Below are 16,264 nucleotides of genomic sequence, written 5' to 3'. Positions count from 1 at the left end.
GACGAATCGACTGACCGCATTAATTAGACGAACAAGTGACGTTTTCATAGCAGACGATCCAGCAGATGCAGGATCAGGCCGACGCTGCCGCCGACCAGCGTCCCGTTGATCCGGATATATTGCAGGTCGCGACCCACCGCATTCTCCAGCCGCGCCGTCACGGTATCGGCGTCCCAGCCGCGCACCGTTTCCGACACCAGCCGGACGATGCCATCGCCATAATCCGCCGCGATCCCGGCGACGGCACGACGCACGAAGCGGTTGATCGTCGCGGCCAGCCGGGGATTGTCCTGAAGCGTCTGGCCCAGCTGGCGCAGCGTCTCGCCCAGCCGTCCGGCGGTCACCGCCTGCGGATCTCGGGCCATGCGCAGCAGCGCCTCACGCGCCTGTTCCCACAGGCCGTCCAGCCAGCGCTGCATCGCCGGGTTGGCGATCAGCTCGGCCTTCATCGCCTCCACCCGCTCGCGGGTCCGGCGGTCATATTGCAGGTCCCAGGCGAGGCGATCGAGCCCCTCCTCGATCTTCTGGCGCAGCGGATGCTCGCGATCCTCGGCGACATCGTGGAGCAGCTTGTGCAGCCCGTCGATCAGCTTGTCGGCCAGCGTCTCGTCCAGCCCGGTCCAGCGCAGGATCGCCCCGGCCCGCTCATGCACCATGTTGCGCACGATCGCCTCATTGGCATCCAGCGCCGACGCCGCCCAGCGCAGGACGGAGTCGAGCAGCGGCAGGTGCCGTCCCTGCGCGATGCTGGCCTTGAGCAACTGGCCCAGGATCGGCGACACCTCGGTCGCGCGCAGCCGCCCGGCGATCCCCGCCTTGACCATGCCGCCCAGCCGCTGCGGATCGAAGGCGGTCAGCATCTCGGCAAACAGGCGCGAGGCCCCCCGACGGATTCGCCCACCCTCCTGCGGCGGCTGCGCCAGCCAGCGGCCGGCGGCACCCGCCACGTCCAGCCGGTGCATCCGACGCGCCACGACGCGCGGGATCAGGAAATTGGTGCGCAGGAAATTGGCCAGCGTGTCGCCGATCCGGTCCTTGTTGCGCGGCACGATCGCGGTGTGCGGGATCGGCAGGCCCAGCGGATGGCGGAACAGCGCGGTGACGGCGAACCAGTCGGCCAGTCCACCGACCATCGCCGCCTCGGCAAAGGATCGGACATAACCCCATGCGGGATGGACCGGCTGCATCGTGCGCGACACCAGATACAGCGCCGCCATGCTGACCAACAGCCCGGTCGCCACCGCCCGCATCTTTCGCAGGGCGGCTGGAACGGGCTGGCTACCCCCCAATCGCATTGCGAGTTCCATCACCCATGACAATTCGCGGGACGCGACTTTGTTCAAGAAGAATCTTTCCCGAGCGTAACGAAACGGGGCGCTTTCCATTCCTCCCCTGCAAGGGGAGGTGGCAGGGCGCAAGCCCTGACGGAGGGGGGCATCCCCATTGGGCACCCCTTGCGGCTATCCCCCTCCACCACCGCTTTGCGGCGGTCCCCCTCCCCGTTCCGGGGAGGATTTCACTCCGCCGGATCGTAGCCCAGCTTGCCGGTCGCGGGCGGCAAGGCCGGCCCACCGGCCGGCCCCTCGATCACCGGCCCGCCGCCGAGCTCGTCGCCGGGCTTGTAGGTCAGCAGTCGCTTGCCCAGGCGCGGGCCGATCCAGCGCTCGACGCCCACCGCCAGGCTGAACGCGGCAGGCACGATCAACAGGGTCAGCACCGTCGACAGGGTCAGGCCGCCGATCACGGTCACGCCCATCGGGCTACGCCACGATCCGTCGCCGCCCAGCGACAATGCGGTCGGGATCATGCCCGCGACCATCGCGACCGTGGTCATCACGATCGGCTGGGCGCGCTTGTGACCCGCATCCAGCACCGCTTCGCGGATCGGCACACCCTTCGCGATCTCCTCCAGCGCGAAGTCGATCAGAAGGATCGAGTTCTTGGCGACGATGCCGAGCAGCATCAGCAACCCGATATAGACCGGCAGCGACAGCGGATTGCCGCTGAAATACAGCGCCAGCAACCCGCCCAGCGGCGCGAGCAGCAGCGAGGCCATGTTGACGAAGGGCGGCAGGAAGCGGCGATAGAGCAGCACCAGCACCGCAAAGACCAGAAACACCGCCGAGATGATGGCGGTGAAGAAGTTCTTCATCATCTCCGCCTGCATCTTGGCCTGACCCAGCACCATCTCGCTGACGCCCATGGGGAGGTTCTTCATGATCGGCAGGTCATGAACCTTCTTCATCGCATCGCCGCTGATGACGCCCTTGGCCAGGTCGGCGCCGACCGTCACCTGCCGCCGCTGGTTCACGCGGTCGATCTGGGTCGGGCCTGCACCCAGCCCGATGTCCGCCACGACGCTCAAGGGCACCGAGCCGCCGGTCTGGGTCTGCACCGGCAGGTTCTGGATCGTCGACATGCGCGCGCGGGCATTCTGGTCCAGCGCGACGCGAATCGGCACCTGACGGTCGGACAGCGAGAAGCGCGCCGAGTTCTGGTCGATATCGCCCAGCGTCGCGATGCGGATCGCGCTCGACAGCGCCTGGGTCGTCACGCCCAGATTGGCGGCGAGGTCGAGGCGCGGACGGATGACGATTTCCGGCCGATCGACATTGCCGACGATACGCGGCGCGATCAGGCCGGGCAGCGTGCCCATCTGCTGCACGATCTTGTTCGCGGTGTCGCGCAGCACGGCCGGATCGTCACCGCCCAGCGTGATGGTCAGGTCGCGCCCGCTCGAGCCCCAGCCGAATTGCGACTGAAAAGTCACGCGCGCATCGGGGATCGCGGCCAGTTCCGGCGCCAGCGAGCGTTCGAAGTCGGTGCTCTTCATCGAGCGATCCTCCTTCAGCGTCGCGACCACGCGGCCATTGCCGACCCCGGTGCGCGAATAGACCGATTCGACGTCCGGCTGCTTCTTCAGGAAGGCCGCGACCTGGCGCACGACCTGATCGGTCTGGCCCAGGGTCGTGCCCGGCACCATCTCGATCTTGGCGACCGCCTGGTCATTGTCCTGCGGCGGCTGGAAGGTCTTGGGGATGATCGCGAACATCGCCACGGTCAGGGCGAAGGCGCCGAAGCCGATGCCGATCACCCACAGGCGATGGTCGCGGAACCGGCCGAAGAAGCGCCGCACGACGCCGCGCCGCACCCCATCGGTCGGCCGGTCATAGCGCAACGACCAGCGCAGCGTCGCCATATAGGCGTCCATCAGACGCCCCTCGCCATGGCTGGCGTGACCCGCCGACTTCAGGAAATAGGCGGCGATCATCGGCGTGATGAGACGCGCGACGGCAAGGCTCATCAGCACCGAGACGACGACGGTCAGACCGAAATTCTTGAAATACTGGCCCGGCACGCCCGGCATCAGCGCGACGGGCAGGAACACCGCGACGATCGCCATGGTGGTGGCCAGCACCGCCAGCCCGATCTCGTCCGCCGCGTCGATCGACGCCTGATAGGCGGATTTGCCCATGCGCATATGGCGCACGATATTCTCGATCTCCACGATCGCATCGTCGACCAGCACGCCCGCCACCAGGCTGAGCGCCAGCAGCGTCATCTGGTTCAGTGTGAAGCCCAGCAGGTCCATGAACCAGAAGGCCGGGATCGCAGACAGCGGGATGGCCAGCGCCGAGATCACCGTCGCGCGCCAGTCGCGCAGGAAGATGAAGACGACGATGACGGCCAGCACCGCGCCCTCGATCATCGCATGGATGGCGCTTTCATATTGCGCCTCGGTATATTTCACGCTGTTCGAGCGGAGGACGAAGTGCACCTCCGGATTGCGCTTTTCCAGCGCCTTCAGCTTCTCGACCGCGCCGTTATAGACGCTGACGTCCGAGGCGCCCTTCGCGCGCTGGAAGTCGAAGCTGATGACCTGCTGCCCATTGACCGCCGCCTGCGAGCGCCGCTCGGCATAGAGGTCGCGCACGGTGGCGATGTCGGCCAGCCGCACGGTACGGCCGCCGCGCACGTTGATCTGGGTCTGGCCCAGGTCATAGGCATTGCGCGCATTGCCCAGCACGCGGACCGCCTGTTCGGTGCCGGCGATCTCGGCACGGCCACCGGCGGCGTTCAGGTTGGTCATGCGCAGCTGCGCATTGACCTCGCTGGCGGTCAGCCCTTGCGCCTGCAGCTTCAGCGGGTCGAGGATCACGCGGATCTCGCGCGTTACGCCGCCATTGCGGATGACCTTGGACAGCCCCGGAACCGACAACAGCTCCTTGGTGACATTGTTGTCGATATACCAGCTGAGCTGTTCGGGCGTCATGTTGGACGCGACCGCCGAATAGCTGGCCAGGTCGTTATCGGTCGAATCGACGCGAATGACCTGCGGCTCGAGAATGCCGTCGGGCAGCATCGAGCGGATCTGGGTGATCGCGTCGCGCGCATCGCTGACCGCGCGGTCGATCGGCGTGCCGATATCGAGCTGGACCAGGGTCTGCGACTGGCCCTCGGTCACGGTCGAGGTGATCTGGTCGACGCCCTGCAAGTTCCTGAGCGCCGCCTCGACCCGCTGGGTGACTTGCGTCTCCAGTTCGGTCGGCGCCGCGCCCGGCTGGCTGACGACGACGACGACGATCGGGAAGTCGATATCGGGGTCGTTGTTCACGTCCATCCGCATGAAGCTGACGATCCCCGCCAGCGTCAGCGCGACGAACAGGACGATCGGCGGAACGGGGTTCCGGATCGCCCAGGCCGAGATGTTGCGGAAACTCATCTTACTTGGCCTCCGAGCCAGCCAGGATGGGACGAACCAGCTGGCCCGCCGCCAGGAAGCCGCCCGCCGAGCGCACCACCCGCTCGTTGCCGGTCAGGCCGGAGGCGATGGTCACGCCACTATCCGACACCTGCCCGATCTTGATGTCGCGACGCGCCACCTTGTTGTCGGGGCCCACGATATAGACGAAGCTGCCCTTGTCGTCGCTCTGGATCGCCGAGTCCGGCAGGACCGGCGCATGGCCCGCACCGCCACGGATCGTCGCCGCCGCAAAGCCGCCCGGGCGCAGCGCCGGGTCATAGGACAGGGCGATGCGTGCCACGCCCTGCCGTGTCTGCGGGTCGATGACCGGCGACACCTGCCACACCTGCCCCTGGAAGCTCTTGTCGCCGCCGACCGGCGTCACGGTCGCGGGCGAACCCACGGCCAGGCCGACCAGATCGGTTTCGGCCAGCTGCGCGCGCAGCTCCATCTGGCCGCCCATCGCCATGCGGAACAGCACGCCCGAGCCCGAGCTGACGATCTGGCCCGGCTCGGCCGCACGGGTCAGGATCAGGCCTTCGGCGGGCGCGCGGATGTCGAGGCGACCGTTACGGGCCAGCGCTTCCTTATAGGAGGCCTGGGCCTGGCGGACGCGCGCGGCGGCGGCATCGCGGGTCGCCGCGCGACGCTGAAGATCGGCCTTCGAGATGAAGCCGCGATCAACCAGCTGCTGGGCGCGATCGAGTTCGGCCTGCGCGATCCGCTGGTCCGACTGCGCCACCGCGATCTGGGCGTTCAGCGCGGACGCGGTCTGGGTCTGGACCGACCGGTCGACGGTGGCCAGCACCTGCCCGGCGCGGACCCACTGGCCCGGCTCGACCAGGACGCGGGTGATCATCCCGCCCTCGCCCGCCACGCCGACCGGCATTTCGCGGCGCGCGGCCAGGGTGCCGGTGGCCGAGATCACACGGCTGACCGCCTGCTGGCCCGGCACGACGACGGTGATGTTGGGCACCTGCGTCCCCGCACCGGCGCCTTGCCCCGCGTCATGCTTCTTGGGGGCGAAGAACATCCAGCCGAGCACGGCCACCACGATGACTGCGACGACCACGCCGATCCAGCGGCGCCGCCGCTGGGGCACGGGGCCTTCCAGACCCAGCTGATGCCCGCCACCGATCGCGCCCGTCTCGTAATTCATGTTCGTCACCGATCCCCGTCCCGCATTCCCATTGCGCGAAATAGCGCACAGGATGCACCCATCGCCGCTGTGTTATAGAAATATATCACTAGGTACAAGTATCTTTGCCTACGCCCGAATTGAGGCGGCTCTAAGATGATTCCGGCGCGTTCATCGCACGTTTTGCCGAGGCTCGCCAAAGCATTGGCCTCATCGAAGGGAGAAGATGATGAACAAGTTCCTGCTCGCCGTCACGCTGGCACCGGCGGCGCTGCTGCCCGGCGCGGCACTGGCCCAGGCGGCGCCCACGCCGACCACCGTCGAGCCGCTGATCCCCGCTACGGGCACGATCCTCGACATCTCGGCCGAGGGGCGCACGACCCGCGTGCCCGACCTGGCGACGATTCGCGCCGGGGTGGTCAGCCAGGCGACGACCGCCGCCGCCGCGCTGAGCGACAATGCCCAGCGCATGGCGCGCGTCCTGGCGGCGGTGAAGCGCGCCGGGGTTGCCGACCGCGACCTGCAGACCGCGACCGTCCAACTCCAGCCGCAATATCGCTATGGAGAGAATGTCCCGCCGACGATCACCGGCTATCAGGCGACCAACACGCTCAGCATCCGATTCCGCGACGTCGCCAAGTCGGGCAGCATCCTGGATGCGCTGGTCGCGCAGGGGGCGAACCAGATCGACGGCCCCAATCTGTCGATCGACAAGCCCGACGCCGCGCTGGACGAGGCCCGGACCGACGCCATCCAGCGCGCCCGCGCCCGGGCCGAACTCTATGCCAAGGCGGCGGGGATGCGGGTCGTGCGGATCGTGTCGATCACCGAGAATGGCGCCGATGCCGGCGGCCCGGAACGCCCGATGATGATCCGCGCGATGGCGGCCCGTAGCGACGCCATGGAAAAGACCAGCATCGCGCCGGGCGAACGCGACGTGACCGTCAACGTCTCGGTCCGCTTCCTGCTGGGCTGATACGGATCGGGGCCGCGCCGCTATGTGTGCGGCCCCTTTCACCATACCCGAAACAGCAAAAAGGCCGCCCGGTTTCCCGGACGGCCCTTTCTGGCTCCGCTCTGAGCGTGTGAGTGCTTAGCGCACCCGACCGCGACGAACGAGGTTCACGATCGCCAGCAGGACGACGGCGCCCAGCAGCGAAACGAGGAACGAGGTCAGCGTCAGACCAGCGTTGTTGATCGAACCACCGGCGAAGATGAGGCCGCCGATGAATGCGCCGACCACGCCGACGACGATGTTCAGGAAGATGCCCTGCTGAGCATCAGTACGCATGATGATGCTGGCCAGCCAGCCAATGACACCACCGACGATAAGCCACAGGATAATACCCATTGTCTTTCCCTCCGTTGGGCCCGCGAGCGGGACACGGGGGAAAGACGTGCGAATACCGGTTATTGTTCCGTCCCCGTACCGTCGATTCGATGAACCGTTTTCACAAAGTCAATGATGCGATCGTTTTTATCGGGCCTTCAGTATTTTTGCTGGCGTTCGTAGAGCGAGCGATAATGCTGGATGCGGGTGACGCGCAGGCCGGGCATGCCCGACCGGTCGATCGCGCGTTGCCACCCGGCGAATTCCTCGACGGTCAGGCCATAGCGCTCGCACACCTCGTCCACCGACAGCAGGCCGCCATTGACGGCCGCGACCACCTCCGCCTTGCGACGGACGACCCAGCGGGTGGTGCTGGGCGGGGGCAGGCTTTCGAGCGTCAGCGGTTCGCCGAGTGGCCCGATAACCTTTGTTGGACGGATCTTCTGGTTCTCGATCATCATGCAACCTCACTGGGGCTCCCTACCCCATGTCGTCTGTTGGCCCTTCATATCACGGGCCCTTGAACATCGCCTAAAATCGAAAGGTTAACGCGTCATTCATGCCTGCCCCACCGTGCGAGGGCCCGTGCCATAGGCCCGTTGAACGCCCCGTCGATCGGGGCGAACAGGCTGGTGGCAGGGGCATCGCGGGTAAATCCGGCCTGGACCGCGGCGGTCCGGCTGGCGGCCTGCCGCGCGGTCGCGACGACCATCAGCACCGCCAGGTCGAGCGGCAACACCGTGAGTTCGGTATCCCGATCAAACCGGTTGAAGCTGAGGTCCAAAAGCGCGATCCAATCCCGACTGGTGAGCCCCCCTGTTATCGGTCGGATATGAAAGCCGGGTAAAGGCCGGAAAGCAGGTCGCCTTTTTTCCACACACCTGTCACGCCGCTGCATCGGTCGCCCCGCCCGTTTCCGGCTCCGCTTCTTTGCAAGCGCGGGCGGAAAGGCGTATGGAGCGCCCCATGGAGCAGATGGTGGATTTTCAGCTTGGGGGCGATCCCCGGGCGCGGCGCATCGTGGTGGCGATGTCGGGCGGCGTCGACAGTTCGGTGGTGGCCGCGCTCGCCCATGCCACCGGGGCCGAGACGATCGGCGTCACGCTGCAACTCTATGACCATGGCGAGGCGGTGGGCCGCGCCGGGGCCTGTTGCGCGGGCCGCGACATTCGCGACGCGCGCGCGGTCTGCGACCGGCTGGGCATCGCGCATTATGTCTTCGACCATGAGGACAGTTTCCGCACCCAGGTGGTCGATCGCTTCGCCGACGAATATCTGGCCGGGCGCACCCCCATCCCTTGCGTCCAGTGCAATATGGGGCCGAAATTCACCGACCTGCTGAAGCTCGCCCGCGACCTGGGTGCGGATTGCCTGGCGACCGGCCATTATGTCCGCCGGGTCGAGGGCATGAGCGGCGGCGGGGGCGGGGGCGGCGCGCAGCTGCATCGCGGGGCCGATCCGGCGCGCGACCAGAGCTATTTCCTGTTCGCGACGACGCAAGGCCAGCTCGACTTCCTGCGCTTCCCGCTCGGCGCGCTGCCGAAGTCGCGGGTGCGCGAGATCGCCGCCGAGCTGGGGCTTGGCGTCGCGGCCAAGCCGGACAGCCAGGACATCTGCTTCGTGCCGGACGGCGACTATGCCGGGCTGGTCAAGAAATTGCGTCCGGAATCGGATACGCGCGGCGATATCGTCGATCTGTCCGGCGTGAAGCTGGGCGAGCATCGCGGGCTGATCCATTACACGGTCGGCCAGCGGCGCGGGCTGGAGATCGGCGGCAGCCCCGAGCCGCTCTATGTCGTGCGGCTGGAGCCCGAGACGAAACGCGTCGTCGTCGGCCCGCGCACCGCGCTGGCGGTGGAGGCGGCGCGGCTGACCGGCATGAACGTGCTGGGGCCGCTGGACGGTCCGCTCTTCGCCAAGGTCCGCTCGATGGCCAAGCCCGTGCCCGCGCACATGGTCGGCGATCGGCTGGTCTTCGACGCACCCGAATATGGCGTGTCGCCGGGCCAGGCGGCCGTGCTGTACGATGGCGACCGGGTGCTGGGCGGCGGCTGGATCGCCGAGACCGAGGCGGCACGCATCGCCGCCTGAGGCGTTGACCGGTCCATGACCGGCCCGAATATCGAAGAGCTGCGCCGCCAGATGGAAGCGGCCGCCGAGCGCCTGGACTTCGAGGAAGCACGGGCCTTGCGCGACCGCATCACCCTGCTGCGCGGCGGGGCGGCGGATGCGGACGTCGACACCAGCGGCCTCACCCGCCAGCAACCGGGCGCCATGGGGCTGGGCACCAGCCAGTCCCGCCCCGAGCGGCCCGAAGGCTGGGTGCCGCCCAAAAAGCCCGACCCGATGACCAAGGGGCGCGGGCGGCGTCAAAAATGACGCTTCAGAAGCCTGCCCAATCCATTGCTCCTTATAGAAGGGGGAGTGAAAGGGCAGGCTTATAGATGCCAGTCCGCCCTACAACGCCGTTCCCGCCAGATGCCCGATCGCCGCCGTCGCCGACATGGCCAGCGCGCCCCAGATCAGGACGCGCACCGCGCCGCTCGTCTTGCTCGCCCCGCCCGCCGTCGCGCTGACCGCGCCCAGCACTGCGAGGCAGACCAGTACGCCCGCCACGGTCCCCGGCAGCGCTGCATCGTGCGGGACCAGGATGGCCAGCAACAGCGGCACCGCCGCCCCCACCGAGAAGGACGCGGCCGACGCCAGCGCCGCCTGGACCGGGCGCGCGGCGCCTTCATCGGTGATGCCCAGTTCGTCGCGGGCATGGGCGGCAAGCGCATCGCCCGCCATCAATTCCCGCGCGACGGCCCGCGCGGTCGGCTCGCTCAAACCCCGCGCGTGGTAGATCGCTGCCAGTTCCGCTTCCTCCGCAGCCGGATCGTCCGCCAGTTCGGCCTTTTCCCGCGCCAGATCGGCCGCTTCCAGATCGGCCTGCGAGCTGACCGAGACATATTCGCCCGCCGCCATCGAAAAGGCGCCCGCGACCAGCCCGGCCAGCCCCGCCACCAGGATCGCCGAGCGATCCGCGCCGCTGGCGGTCACGCCGACGACCAGGCTGGCGGTCGATAACAGACCGTCATTGGCCCCCAGCACCGACGCGCGCAGCCATCCGGCCCGGTCGATCCGATGCCGTTCGCGGTGCGGCCCGGTCACCGCTGCACCGCAAAGGCCGTGCGATAGGCAGGCTTCACCGCCGCGAGGATCGCACGCGTCACCGGCAACGTCACCTCATAGGCCCCCTCGGCATAGGAGCCCGCGACATAAGGGTCGGCGATCAGCCCGATCCGGTTGATCGCCCGGCCATCGGTGGAGCCCAGCAACAGGGTCAAATCCTTGACCGGCGGACAGATGTTCATGTCCGACACGCTCCCCTGGTTACGCCGCCGCTGCTCGGCCTTCAACCGCGCGCAATAGTCGGTCCGCGTCGCCGCCTGAAGCGCCGCGACCGAGGTGAACAGCGCCTTGGGCGCCAGCCGCTGCCCCGCCGCCTTGTCCCAGACCAGGCCGTAGGAGGCGGGCGCCCCATGCGCACCGCCGGTATAGTCATAGCTGTCGCCCGACAGGCTGACGAAGCGTGGCGTCTGCGTCACCAGCTTCCAGGTCTGGTCATAGGAGTAGCGGCGATAGGGGAAGCCCGACTTCGCCGCATCGCGCCGCGCCGCCGTGCCGTCGCGGGCGGTCTTGGCGCGAAGCCGGGCACGGTCGGCGTCCAGCCATGCCTTCAACCCCGGCACCCGCGCGGCGGCCGCCGGATAGGCATAGCCGAATTCGTAATCGGCGGTCGTCGCCTTGCTCGCCACGTCCTGCGCCCAAGTCGGGGCGGCGGTGCCCAGCAACGCCAGTGCGATCATCATCTTGCCCATCACCGATTTCCCCACGCTACCACGCTCGCTCGCCTGTACGGACGATAAGCCGGCCGGTGGAGCGGTTTTTTGAGATTGGCACTAACGATTGCGGTGAGGAAACCTCAAATTTTCAGAAAAACCGCGCAAATCCGCCATCCTAAGAGGGTATCGGTGCCAATCTCTATGTAATTGGGTTTCGCAATCAAAAGCCGCTGAAATGCGCGGTTTTTCCTTAAAGTTCGCCAGATTGCGAAACCTCTTGCGAAACCGATGTATGAAACATCATTCGGGGAGCAATCGACCGCGCGATAGCCCCCAAGGTATCAATTGTTGGCTGCTCGGGATCGTCGGTATCCGACACACCTAACCGCCACGCAACGAACAACCCAAGGCGGGCAAGCCCCCCCAAATACGCAGCGCAAATATCCGCCGCCTCTGAGTCGGACAGCCCCCGCAAACCGAACGGGTTGAAGGCGGATTGCTGAATCAGCCGGATAGCAATTCGAACGCCAGCATGTCGTAAATCGAACTGGGGGGCTGGTGGGGCAGTCAGTACGGCGTAAGCAAACTCGTTGCTGAACCAGTCGAGGTGCGTCGGAGGGATGGCACCCCGTGCCTTCCAACTCGAAACCGTTGCACGGGAAACCCTCAACGTTCGCGCTAAATCAGCCTCCCTCTGAGCGAGGGCAACGCCTGCTGCATATAGGAAGTCAGCTACGTCATCGGCAGATTTGGGCAACAGCCTTGCAAACGATGTTGACAAATCGCTTGCAAAGTTCGCATACACTGAAGCATCGGTTTTATGAGGCTTTGCCATGGCGCGGGGTATGCAACCACTGCCAAACATTCTGCAAGCTGTTCGAGCAGCTTTCATTCTGAACGGTGGGACACTTGGAGGGTGGTGCCGGTCTAACGGCGTAGAGCCCGGTCGGGCTTGGAAGGTTCTGCAAGGCAAAAATCCCGGCCCTAAAGCGATCGAGTTGCGCGCTCGCATCGTTGCCGCCAGTTCGAAAAGTGCCGCCTAATATGAGTGGCGCTGAACACTGGTTGACCATCAGCGAGTTGGCGCAACTCGCAGGCATCAGCGAACAGGCTGCAAGGAAGCGTGCTCGGAGAGCAATGCTTGACGCTACCGGAATGCGGGTCCGTCATGTTGAGGGGCGCGGCGGAAAGGCCGGAAAGCGGCATGAGATTGCTCTATCCAGCCTGCCACTGCCGATACAGGAAGCTTATTGGGGCGATGACCTGCCGCTGCCCGCGATCGGTTGCGGCTATCGTCCAGCGCCGAATCAAGGCGAGCGCGCGAACTATCGCTATCGGGTCATCCAAGAGGCGATCGAAGCGCCCCGCGGATCGCCGGAGCGCAAGGCGGAAGTCCTTCGCGCCTCGACCAAGTGGAACGAGCCGGTCCGCACCATCTACCGTTGGATAGAGCGGCTGGAACGGTCGGGCGGCGATAGCAACGCCCTGGCGCGCAAGCTGCCGTCTGACGCGGGCGTTCGTCGCGTGTGGGTGTCGCGGCAATTCGATGCGGCGTGGATCGCGTCGAAGCGGCCCACCGATGAACTGGCGGCGATCAGCGACGAAATCGACCTGCTGATACGTCGCGTATGGGCTTCCCCGGCGCAACGCGCCGGATGGGAACAGGTCCGCCGCGACACGCTGACGCTGTTCAAGCGCGACCTGAGGTTGCGGGGCATCGAACTGCCCGCACCGGCCTTCTACGTCTCGCAACGTCGCATCATGGAGGCGCAATCCGCCCGGTTGCTCGACGTGCGGGAGAACGACCGCAAGCGCTGGGACGATATGAAGCCGCGTATCACCCGCGATGCGTCTGGCCTCGCACCCATGGAAATCGTCGTGATGGACGTGAAGCCGCTCGACTGCATCGTGCGGCGCGCGGACGGCTCGACGACGTGGCCTAAAATGATCGCCTTCATGGACTGGGGGACGCATCGCGTGTTCCGCTACTTCGTCCTCTTGGCTCCGGGTGAAGGTGTCCGACAGGAACATGTAATCGAAGCCTTCAAGGCCATGGTGTCGCATCCCGAATGGGGCTTTCCGCAAAAGCTGTACCGCGACAACGGCACCGAATTTGCGATGTTCGACAAGATCAGGGCGGCTCTGGAACTTATCAACGATCCCGGCGCGCGAACGATCATCAGCGCAAAGCCCTATTCAGGCGCGTCGAAGCCGATCGAAAGCAAGTTCGCGACACTCGACCGCTTCGTATTTTCGCAGATGTTGGGTTGGGCTGGCGGCAACCGCATGGACAAAAAGACCCAGAACGTGGGCAAGCCTCCCAAGCCTTATCACGGTACGTTCGAGCAATTCTGTGTCGAGGCGAACGAGCGGATCGAAGTATTCGAGACGATCGCCATCAAGTCGGGCTATTTCAAGGGCCGCAGTCCAGCCGACTGGTACGCCGCTAAGGTCGAAGCCGGTTGGCGTCCGGTTCGCGTTGATCCGCTGGCGCTAGAGGCGGCGTTCGCTCGCCATGACACGCGTCGGGTGGATCGCGGGGCGGTATCGATCGGCGGTAAGCTGTATCGGCATCCCGAACTGCCCAATGGGGAAACCGTCTCGATCGCGTTCCCCTACCAGCGGGACGCGCTGCCGATGGTGGACCTTCCCGACTTCGGTTGGGCGGTTCTGCAACTCGATATGCCGTACCTGCCGATGGAACTGGCGGGGGCTGTCGCATCCGGCCGCGATCAGCGGGACAATGAGCGCGCGGCTCGCCAGCGCCGCCGCCAGTTGCGGCCGATCGCGCCCACCGAGGTTCACGCCGCCAACGTCACACAGTTGCCCACGCGTGCCGCGCCAGCGCCGCTTATCGACCTCGACATGTCCAGCGAAGCGAGCCGCTTTGCCGGGGCAAGGATCGAAGGCGCGAAAGATCAACCACCCGCGATGACAGAGAGCGAGCGCGCCAAGCGCCGTCGTCGCCTTATCGTAGAAGCAGAGGAGAAGCGCCTTGCAGCAAACAGTTAAGTTCGTGCCTACCTCCGTAGGCACCTCCATGCTTACGATGCTTCGTAAGGTCCATGAGCAGCGGCGTATCGCGATCTTTTCCGGTCCTCCGGGCATCGGAAAGACGACGGCTATCAACACCTTTTCAGAAGAGCAGAAGGGGAATGTTGTTGTCATTAAGCTGAACCGCACCGGAAAAACCGGCATGGGTGCCCGTATGGTCATGCAAAAGATCATTATGGCAATCCGGGAGATCACGACGGATTACAACAACTATGTGTACCATGACACATATCAGGTGCAGCGTCAGCTATCCCAATTGATCGGCCTTTGGGCTGAACAAATGGGTGCCAGCAACCTGCCGCATCGGACTATCATATTTGATGAAGCCCAATGCCTGTCGCGTGATGCTATCGAAACCCTGCGCTACTGGAACGACGTGGATCGCTGCTACGGCCCCGTTCCGATAGGCTTGGTCTTCGTCGGCAACAACGAATTTGCGCTGTCATCTTCCAAAGGCAAGAAGTCGGTTATCTCGGACGCGGTTGCGGATCGTGCCCGCTATATCGAAGAGTTCGATTATAGCTGTGTTGAAAATGACGACATAAAGATGATACTTGAAGCGCACGGCATTGCGGATAGTCGCGCAATTTCGGCTGTCATAAAGCATTACTCTTCGTCACGGACGAGCAGGAGTCTGCGTAGTCTGGTAGACTATAAAATTCCACTCATGCGCGATCTATCGGGCGGCGGCGTCATTGATGCCTCGATAGTTGCGGAGGCTCTGGCGGCTTAATTATATATTGGGAGAGAGTGACATGGCATTCGCAGATTATACGCTGGATAACACGTTCAAGTCTTACGAGAGCCCGTACAACGCGCTCAATGATGTAGACTTGCTGGTTTCGCAAGCCGCTGACCTTCTTGTCCAGGCGCATGAGCTTGCGGACAATGACGGAGGAAAGAAAGCCGTCGATACGCTGCAAGCCCTGCTGAAAGCCACTCTGGCGTTGCTGGGCATGACCGGCCCGAACATCGATCGGCTGTACGAGTTGGTCAAGGATGGCGAGCTATCGGCCCAGTCTCGGACTTCCACCGGGCAACAGGCCGCCACGATGCAACGGCAGTGATTGCCGTTGCATGTTCCACACCCATTCTCTGACTCGGACTGGCGGCATTCGTCATGACTGAACGACACAGGGTCGCGGGCCAAGACGCCATGGACGAAATCGCCGATGCGATTGGCGAGGCGGCGGCCCGTGACCTTGCCCGCCAGTTCGGCGGTACTGGCCTGTACGTGCCGCGTACCATCGGCTCGCATCATCCGATTTGCGTCGCGATCGGGCGGGACGCCGCCGATCGCCTTGCCGCATGGGCTGGCGGCAGCGCAATTTCGATCCCTAAACAAGCGGAACTCAGGGCGCGCGTTCTGGAGATGAGAAAGCGGTCATTGACAATCGTACAGATTGCGCGCGAAACGGGTTATTCGGAACGCCATGTATATCGCCTCTTGCGTGAAGAGGATGATTATAGGCAGCCACAGTTGTTTGACTGAAAATCATTTCCTGACAGGTGTCAGGTCCTAACGTATCCTATCCCTCTCCATAGATCAGACAGAGCCATCATCCTTTCGGCTTTGCACCTATGGAGATTTCCGAATGTCTCATCAGACGGCTATCGCATCGTTCGCTAGCACGATCGAAAGCATCCGCAACGAAATCACGACCGTCGAAGGACAGATTACGACGCTCGAATATGAGCGTAATGACGTTGCGGCAGCGCCACCTCATACAGACGACATCATCGCCGTCTATATCCGTGGTCTTGCGGAAAGTGCTCGCACTTTCAAAACCCAACTGACCGCACAGTTGCGGGCTCGCTACGGCAGGCACGAGAAATACAGCAATCTCGATGCGCCGAACAACGCCAAAGGCAGTCTCCAGATTCTGACACTGGAGAAGCAGCAGCAGCAGCCCGGTTTCGGTGCGGGGCGGCAGATATCGACCGAGCTTAACATCGCGGCGCTGACCTGCCTGTTGGCGGATCGAATTGAGGTCATGATCCCCGACCTGGTGCGCGAGCTTTTCCCGGAGGCCGACGCCGGTATGCGGCAAGCCGACCGTGATGCCGCCCTCGCCAAGATCGATCGCGAGTTGGCGGAGCTCAAGCAGCGCAAGAGCCAATTGGTCGAAGACATCAACGCGGCCCGTCGCGCCGTGAACGGGCAGGGCTGA

General features: G+C 64.8%; 16 protein-coding genes. 8 read left to right on the top strand and 8 right to left on the bottom strand.

Going from position 1 to position 16,264, the window contains the following annotated elements:
• Window positions 1-44: 44 nt before the first annotated feature.
• The 3 genes from QZ546_RS09970 to QZ546_RS09960 form a co-directional block, all read right to left on the bottom strand.
• Window positions 45-1,250, bottom strand: coding sequence for a DUF445 domain-containing protein (locus QZ546_RS09970; RefSeq protein ID WP_294236721.1), 1,206 nt, complete (start codon window positions 1,248-1,250; stop codon window positions 45-47).
• 266 nt (window positions 1,251-1,516) lie between these two features.
• Window positions 1,517-4,723: an efflux RND transporter permease subunit gene (locus QZ546_RS09965; protein ID WP_294236657.1), complete on the bottom strand. Its 3,207-nt coding sequence runs from the start codon at window positions 4,721-4,723 to the stop codon at window positions 1,517-1,519.
• Between the two features lies 1 nt (window position 4,724).
• A complete protein-coding gene (locus tag QZ546_RS09960) occupies window positions 4,725-5,903 on the bottom strand; it encodes an efflux RND transporter periplasmic adaptor subunit (protein ID WP_294236719.1) in 1,179 nt (392 codons plus the stop codon).
• A 205-nt stretch (window positions 5,904-6,108) separates the two neighbouring features.
• On the opposite strand from QZ546_RS09960, the gene QZ546_RS09955 reads away from it, so the two are divergent.
• Entirely contained in the window at window positions 6,109-6,858 is a 750-nt protein-coding gene (locus QZ546_RS09955) for an SIMPL domain-containing protein (RefSeq protein ID WP_294236655.1), read from the top strand.
• A 117-nt stretch (window positions 6,859-6,975) separates the two neighbouring features.
• On the opposite strand, the gene QZ546_RS09950 is transcribed toward QZ546_RS09955, so the two are convergent.
• The 3 genes from QZ546_RS09950 to QZ546_RS09940 form a co-directional block, all read right to left on the bottom strand.
• Entirely contained in the window at window positions 6,976-7,233 is a 258-nt protein-coding gene (locus tag QZ546_RS09950) for a GlsB/YeaQ/YmgE family stress response membrane protein (protein ID WP_042483991.1), read from the bottom strand.
• 137 nt (window positions 7,234-7,370) lie between these two features.
• Window positions 7,371-7,670: a DUF1153 domain-containing protein gene (locus QZ546_RS09945; protein WP_294236717.1), complete on the bottom strand. Its 300-nt coding sequence runs from the start codon at window positions 7,668-7,670 to the stop codon at window positions 7,371-7,373.
• 95 nt (window positions 7,671-7,765) lie between these two features.
• Window positions 7,766-7,996: a hypothetical protein gene (locus tag QZ546_RS09940; protein WP_294236653.1), complete on the bottom strand. Its 231-nt coding sequence runs from the start codon at window positions 7,994-7,996 to the stop codon at window positions 7,766-7,768.
• Window positions 7,997-8,166: 170 nt separating this feature from the next.
• Between QZ546_RS09940 and mnmA the strand changes: the two genes are divergently transcribed.
• Complete coding sequence (gene mnmA / locus QZ546_RS09935; RefSeq protein WP_294236651.1) at window positions 8,167-9,303, top strand: tRNA 2-thiouridine(34) synthase MnmA; 1,137 nt, start codon at window positions 8,167-8,169, stop codon at window positions 9,301-9,303.
• Window positions 9,304-9,318: 15 nt separating this feature from the next.
• The gene (locus QZ546_RS09930) at window positions 9,319-9,591 is read left to right on the top strand and encodes a UvrB/UvrC motif-containing protein (RefSeq protein ID WP_294236649.1); all 273 of its coding nucleotides are present in this window, start codon (window positions 9,319-9,321) and stop codon (window positions 9,589-9,591) included.
• Window positions 9,592-9,669: 78 nt separating this feature from the next.
• On the opposite strand, the gene QZ546_RS09925 is transcribed toward QZ546_RS09930, so the two are convergent.
• The gene (locus QZ546_RS09925; protein WP_294236648.1) at window positions 9,670-10,365 is read right to left on the bottom strand and encodes a VIT family protein; all 696 of its coding nucleotides are present in this window, start codon (window positions 10,363-10,365) and stop codon (window positions 9,670-9,672) included.
• Window positions 10,362-11,075 (bottom strand): DUF4163 domain-containing protein, encoded by a 714-nt coding sequence (locus QZ546_RS09920; RefSeq protein WP_294236646.1) that lies wholly within the window; start codon window positions 11,073-11,075, stop codon window positions 10,362-10,364. The genes QZ546_RS09925 and QZ546_RS09920 overlap by 4 nt, the downstream gene beginning before the upstream one ends.
• 1,008 nt (window positions 11,076-12,083) lie before the next feature.
• On the opposite strand from QZ546_RS09920, the gene QZ546_RS09915 reads away from it, so the two are divergent.
• From QZ546_RS09915 to QZ546_RS09895, 5 genes are all read left to right on the top strand, one after another.
• Window positions 12,084-14,051 carry a hypothetical protein gene (locus QZ546_RS09915; protein WP_294236645.1) on the top strand — a complete coding sequence of 656 codons (1,968 nt, stop codon included), beginning with the start codon at window positions 12,084-12,086 and terminating at the stop codon, window positions 14,049-14,051.
• 28 nt (window positions 14,052-14,079) lie between these two features.
• Window positions 14,080-14,826 (top strand): ATP-binding protein, encoded by a 747-nt coding sequence (locus QZ546_RS09910; protein ID WP_294236642.1) that lies wholly within the window; start codon window positions 14,080-14,082, stop codon window positions 14,824-14,826.
• A 22-nt stretch (window positions 14,827-14,848) separates the two neighbouring features.
• Complete coding sequence (locus QZ546_RS09905) at window positions 14,849-15,160, top strand: hypothetical protein (protein ID WP_294236640.1); 312 nt, start codon at window positions 14,849-14,851, stop codon at window positions 15,158-15,160.
• 89 nt (window positions 15,161-15,249) lie between these two features.
• Window positions 15,250-15,585, top strand: a complete 336-nt coding sequence (locus tag QZ546_RS09900; RefSeq protein ID WP_294236638.1) for a helix-turn-helix domain-containing protein — start codon at window positions 15,250-15,252, stop codon at window positions 15,583-15,585.
• 103 nt (window positions 15,586-15,688) lie between these two features.
• Entirely contained in the window at window positions 15,689-16,264 is a 576-nt protein-coding gene (locus QZ546_RS09895; protein ID WP_294236635.1) for a hypothetical protein, read from the top strand.

This window comes from uncultured Sphingomonas sp., from assembly GCF_913062585.1.
In the GTDB taxonomy this organism is placed as follows: domain Bacteria; phylum Pseudomonadota; class Alphaproteobacteria; order Sphingomonadales; family Sphingomonadaceae; genus Sphingomonas.
This window is presented reverse-complemented; position numbering and strand designations above follow the sequence as displayed.

Excerpts from the sequence above, each read along its gene's own strand:
- QZ546_RS09970 (WP_294236721.1), bottom strand. The coding sequence starts at position 1,250 with ATGCGGGCGGTGGCGACCGGGCTGTTGGTCAGCATGGCGGCGCTGTAT.
- QZ546_RS09965 (WP_294236657.1), bottom strand. The coding sequence starts at position 4,723 with ATGAGTTTCCGCAACATCTCGGCCTGGGCGATCCGGAACCCCGTTCCG.
- QZ546_RS09960 (WP_294236719.1), bottom strand. The coding sequence starts at position 5,903 with ATGAATTACGAGACGGGCGCGATCGGTGGCGGGCATCAGCTGGGTCTG.
- QZ546_RS09955 (WP_294236655.1), top strand. The coding sequence starts at position 6,109 with ATGATGAACAAGTTCCTGCTCGCCGTCACGCTGGCACCGGCGGCGCTG.
- QZ546_RS09950 (WP_042483991.1), bottom strand. The coding sequence starts at position 7,233 with ATGGGTATTATCCTGTGGCTTATCGTCGGTGGTGTCATTGGCTGGCTG.
- QZ546_RS09945 (WP_294236717.1), bottom strand. The coding sequence starts at position 7,670 with ATGATCGAGAACCAGAAGATCCGTCCAACAAAGGTTATCGGGCCACTC.
- mnmA (WP_294236651.1), top strand. The coding sequence starts at position 8,167 with ATGGAGCGCCCCATGGAGCAGATGGTGGATTTTCAGCTTGGGGGCGAT.
- QZ546_RS09930 (WP_294236649.1), top strand. The coding sequence starts at position 9,319 with ATGACCGGCCCGAATATCGAAGAGCTGCGCCGCCAGATGGAAGCGGCC.
- QZ546_RS09920 (WP_294236646.1), bottom strand. The coding sequence starts at position 11,075 with ATGGGCAAGATGATGATCGCACTGGCGTTGCTGGGCACCGCCGCCCCG.
- QZ546_RS09915 (WP_294236645.1), top strand. The coding sequence starts at position 12,084 with ATGAGTGGCGCTGAACACTGGTTGACCATCAGCGAGTTGGCGCAACTC.
- QZ546_RS09910 (WP_294236642.1), top strand. The coding sequence starts at position 14,080 with ATGCTTACGATGCTTCGTAAGGTCCATGAGCAGCGGCGTATCGCGATC.
- QZ546_RS09905 (WP_294236640.1), top strand. The coding sequence starts at position 14,849 with ATGGCATTCGCAGATTATACGCTGGATAACACGTTCAAGTCTTACGAG.
- QZ546_RS09900 (WP_294236638.1), top strand. The coding sequence starts at position 15,250 with ATGGACGAAATCGCCGATGCGATTGGCGAGGCGGCGGCCCGTGACCTT.
- QZ546_RS09895 (WP_294236635.1), top strand. The coding sequence starts at position 15,689 with ATGTCTCATCAGACGGCTATCGCATCGTTCGCTAGCACGATCGAAAGC.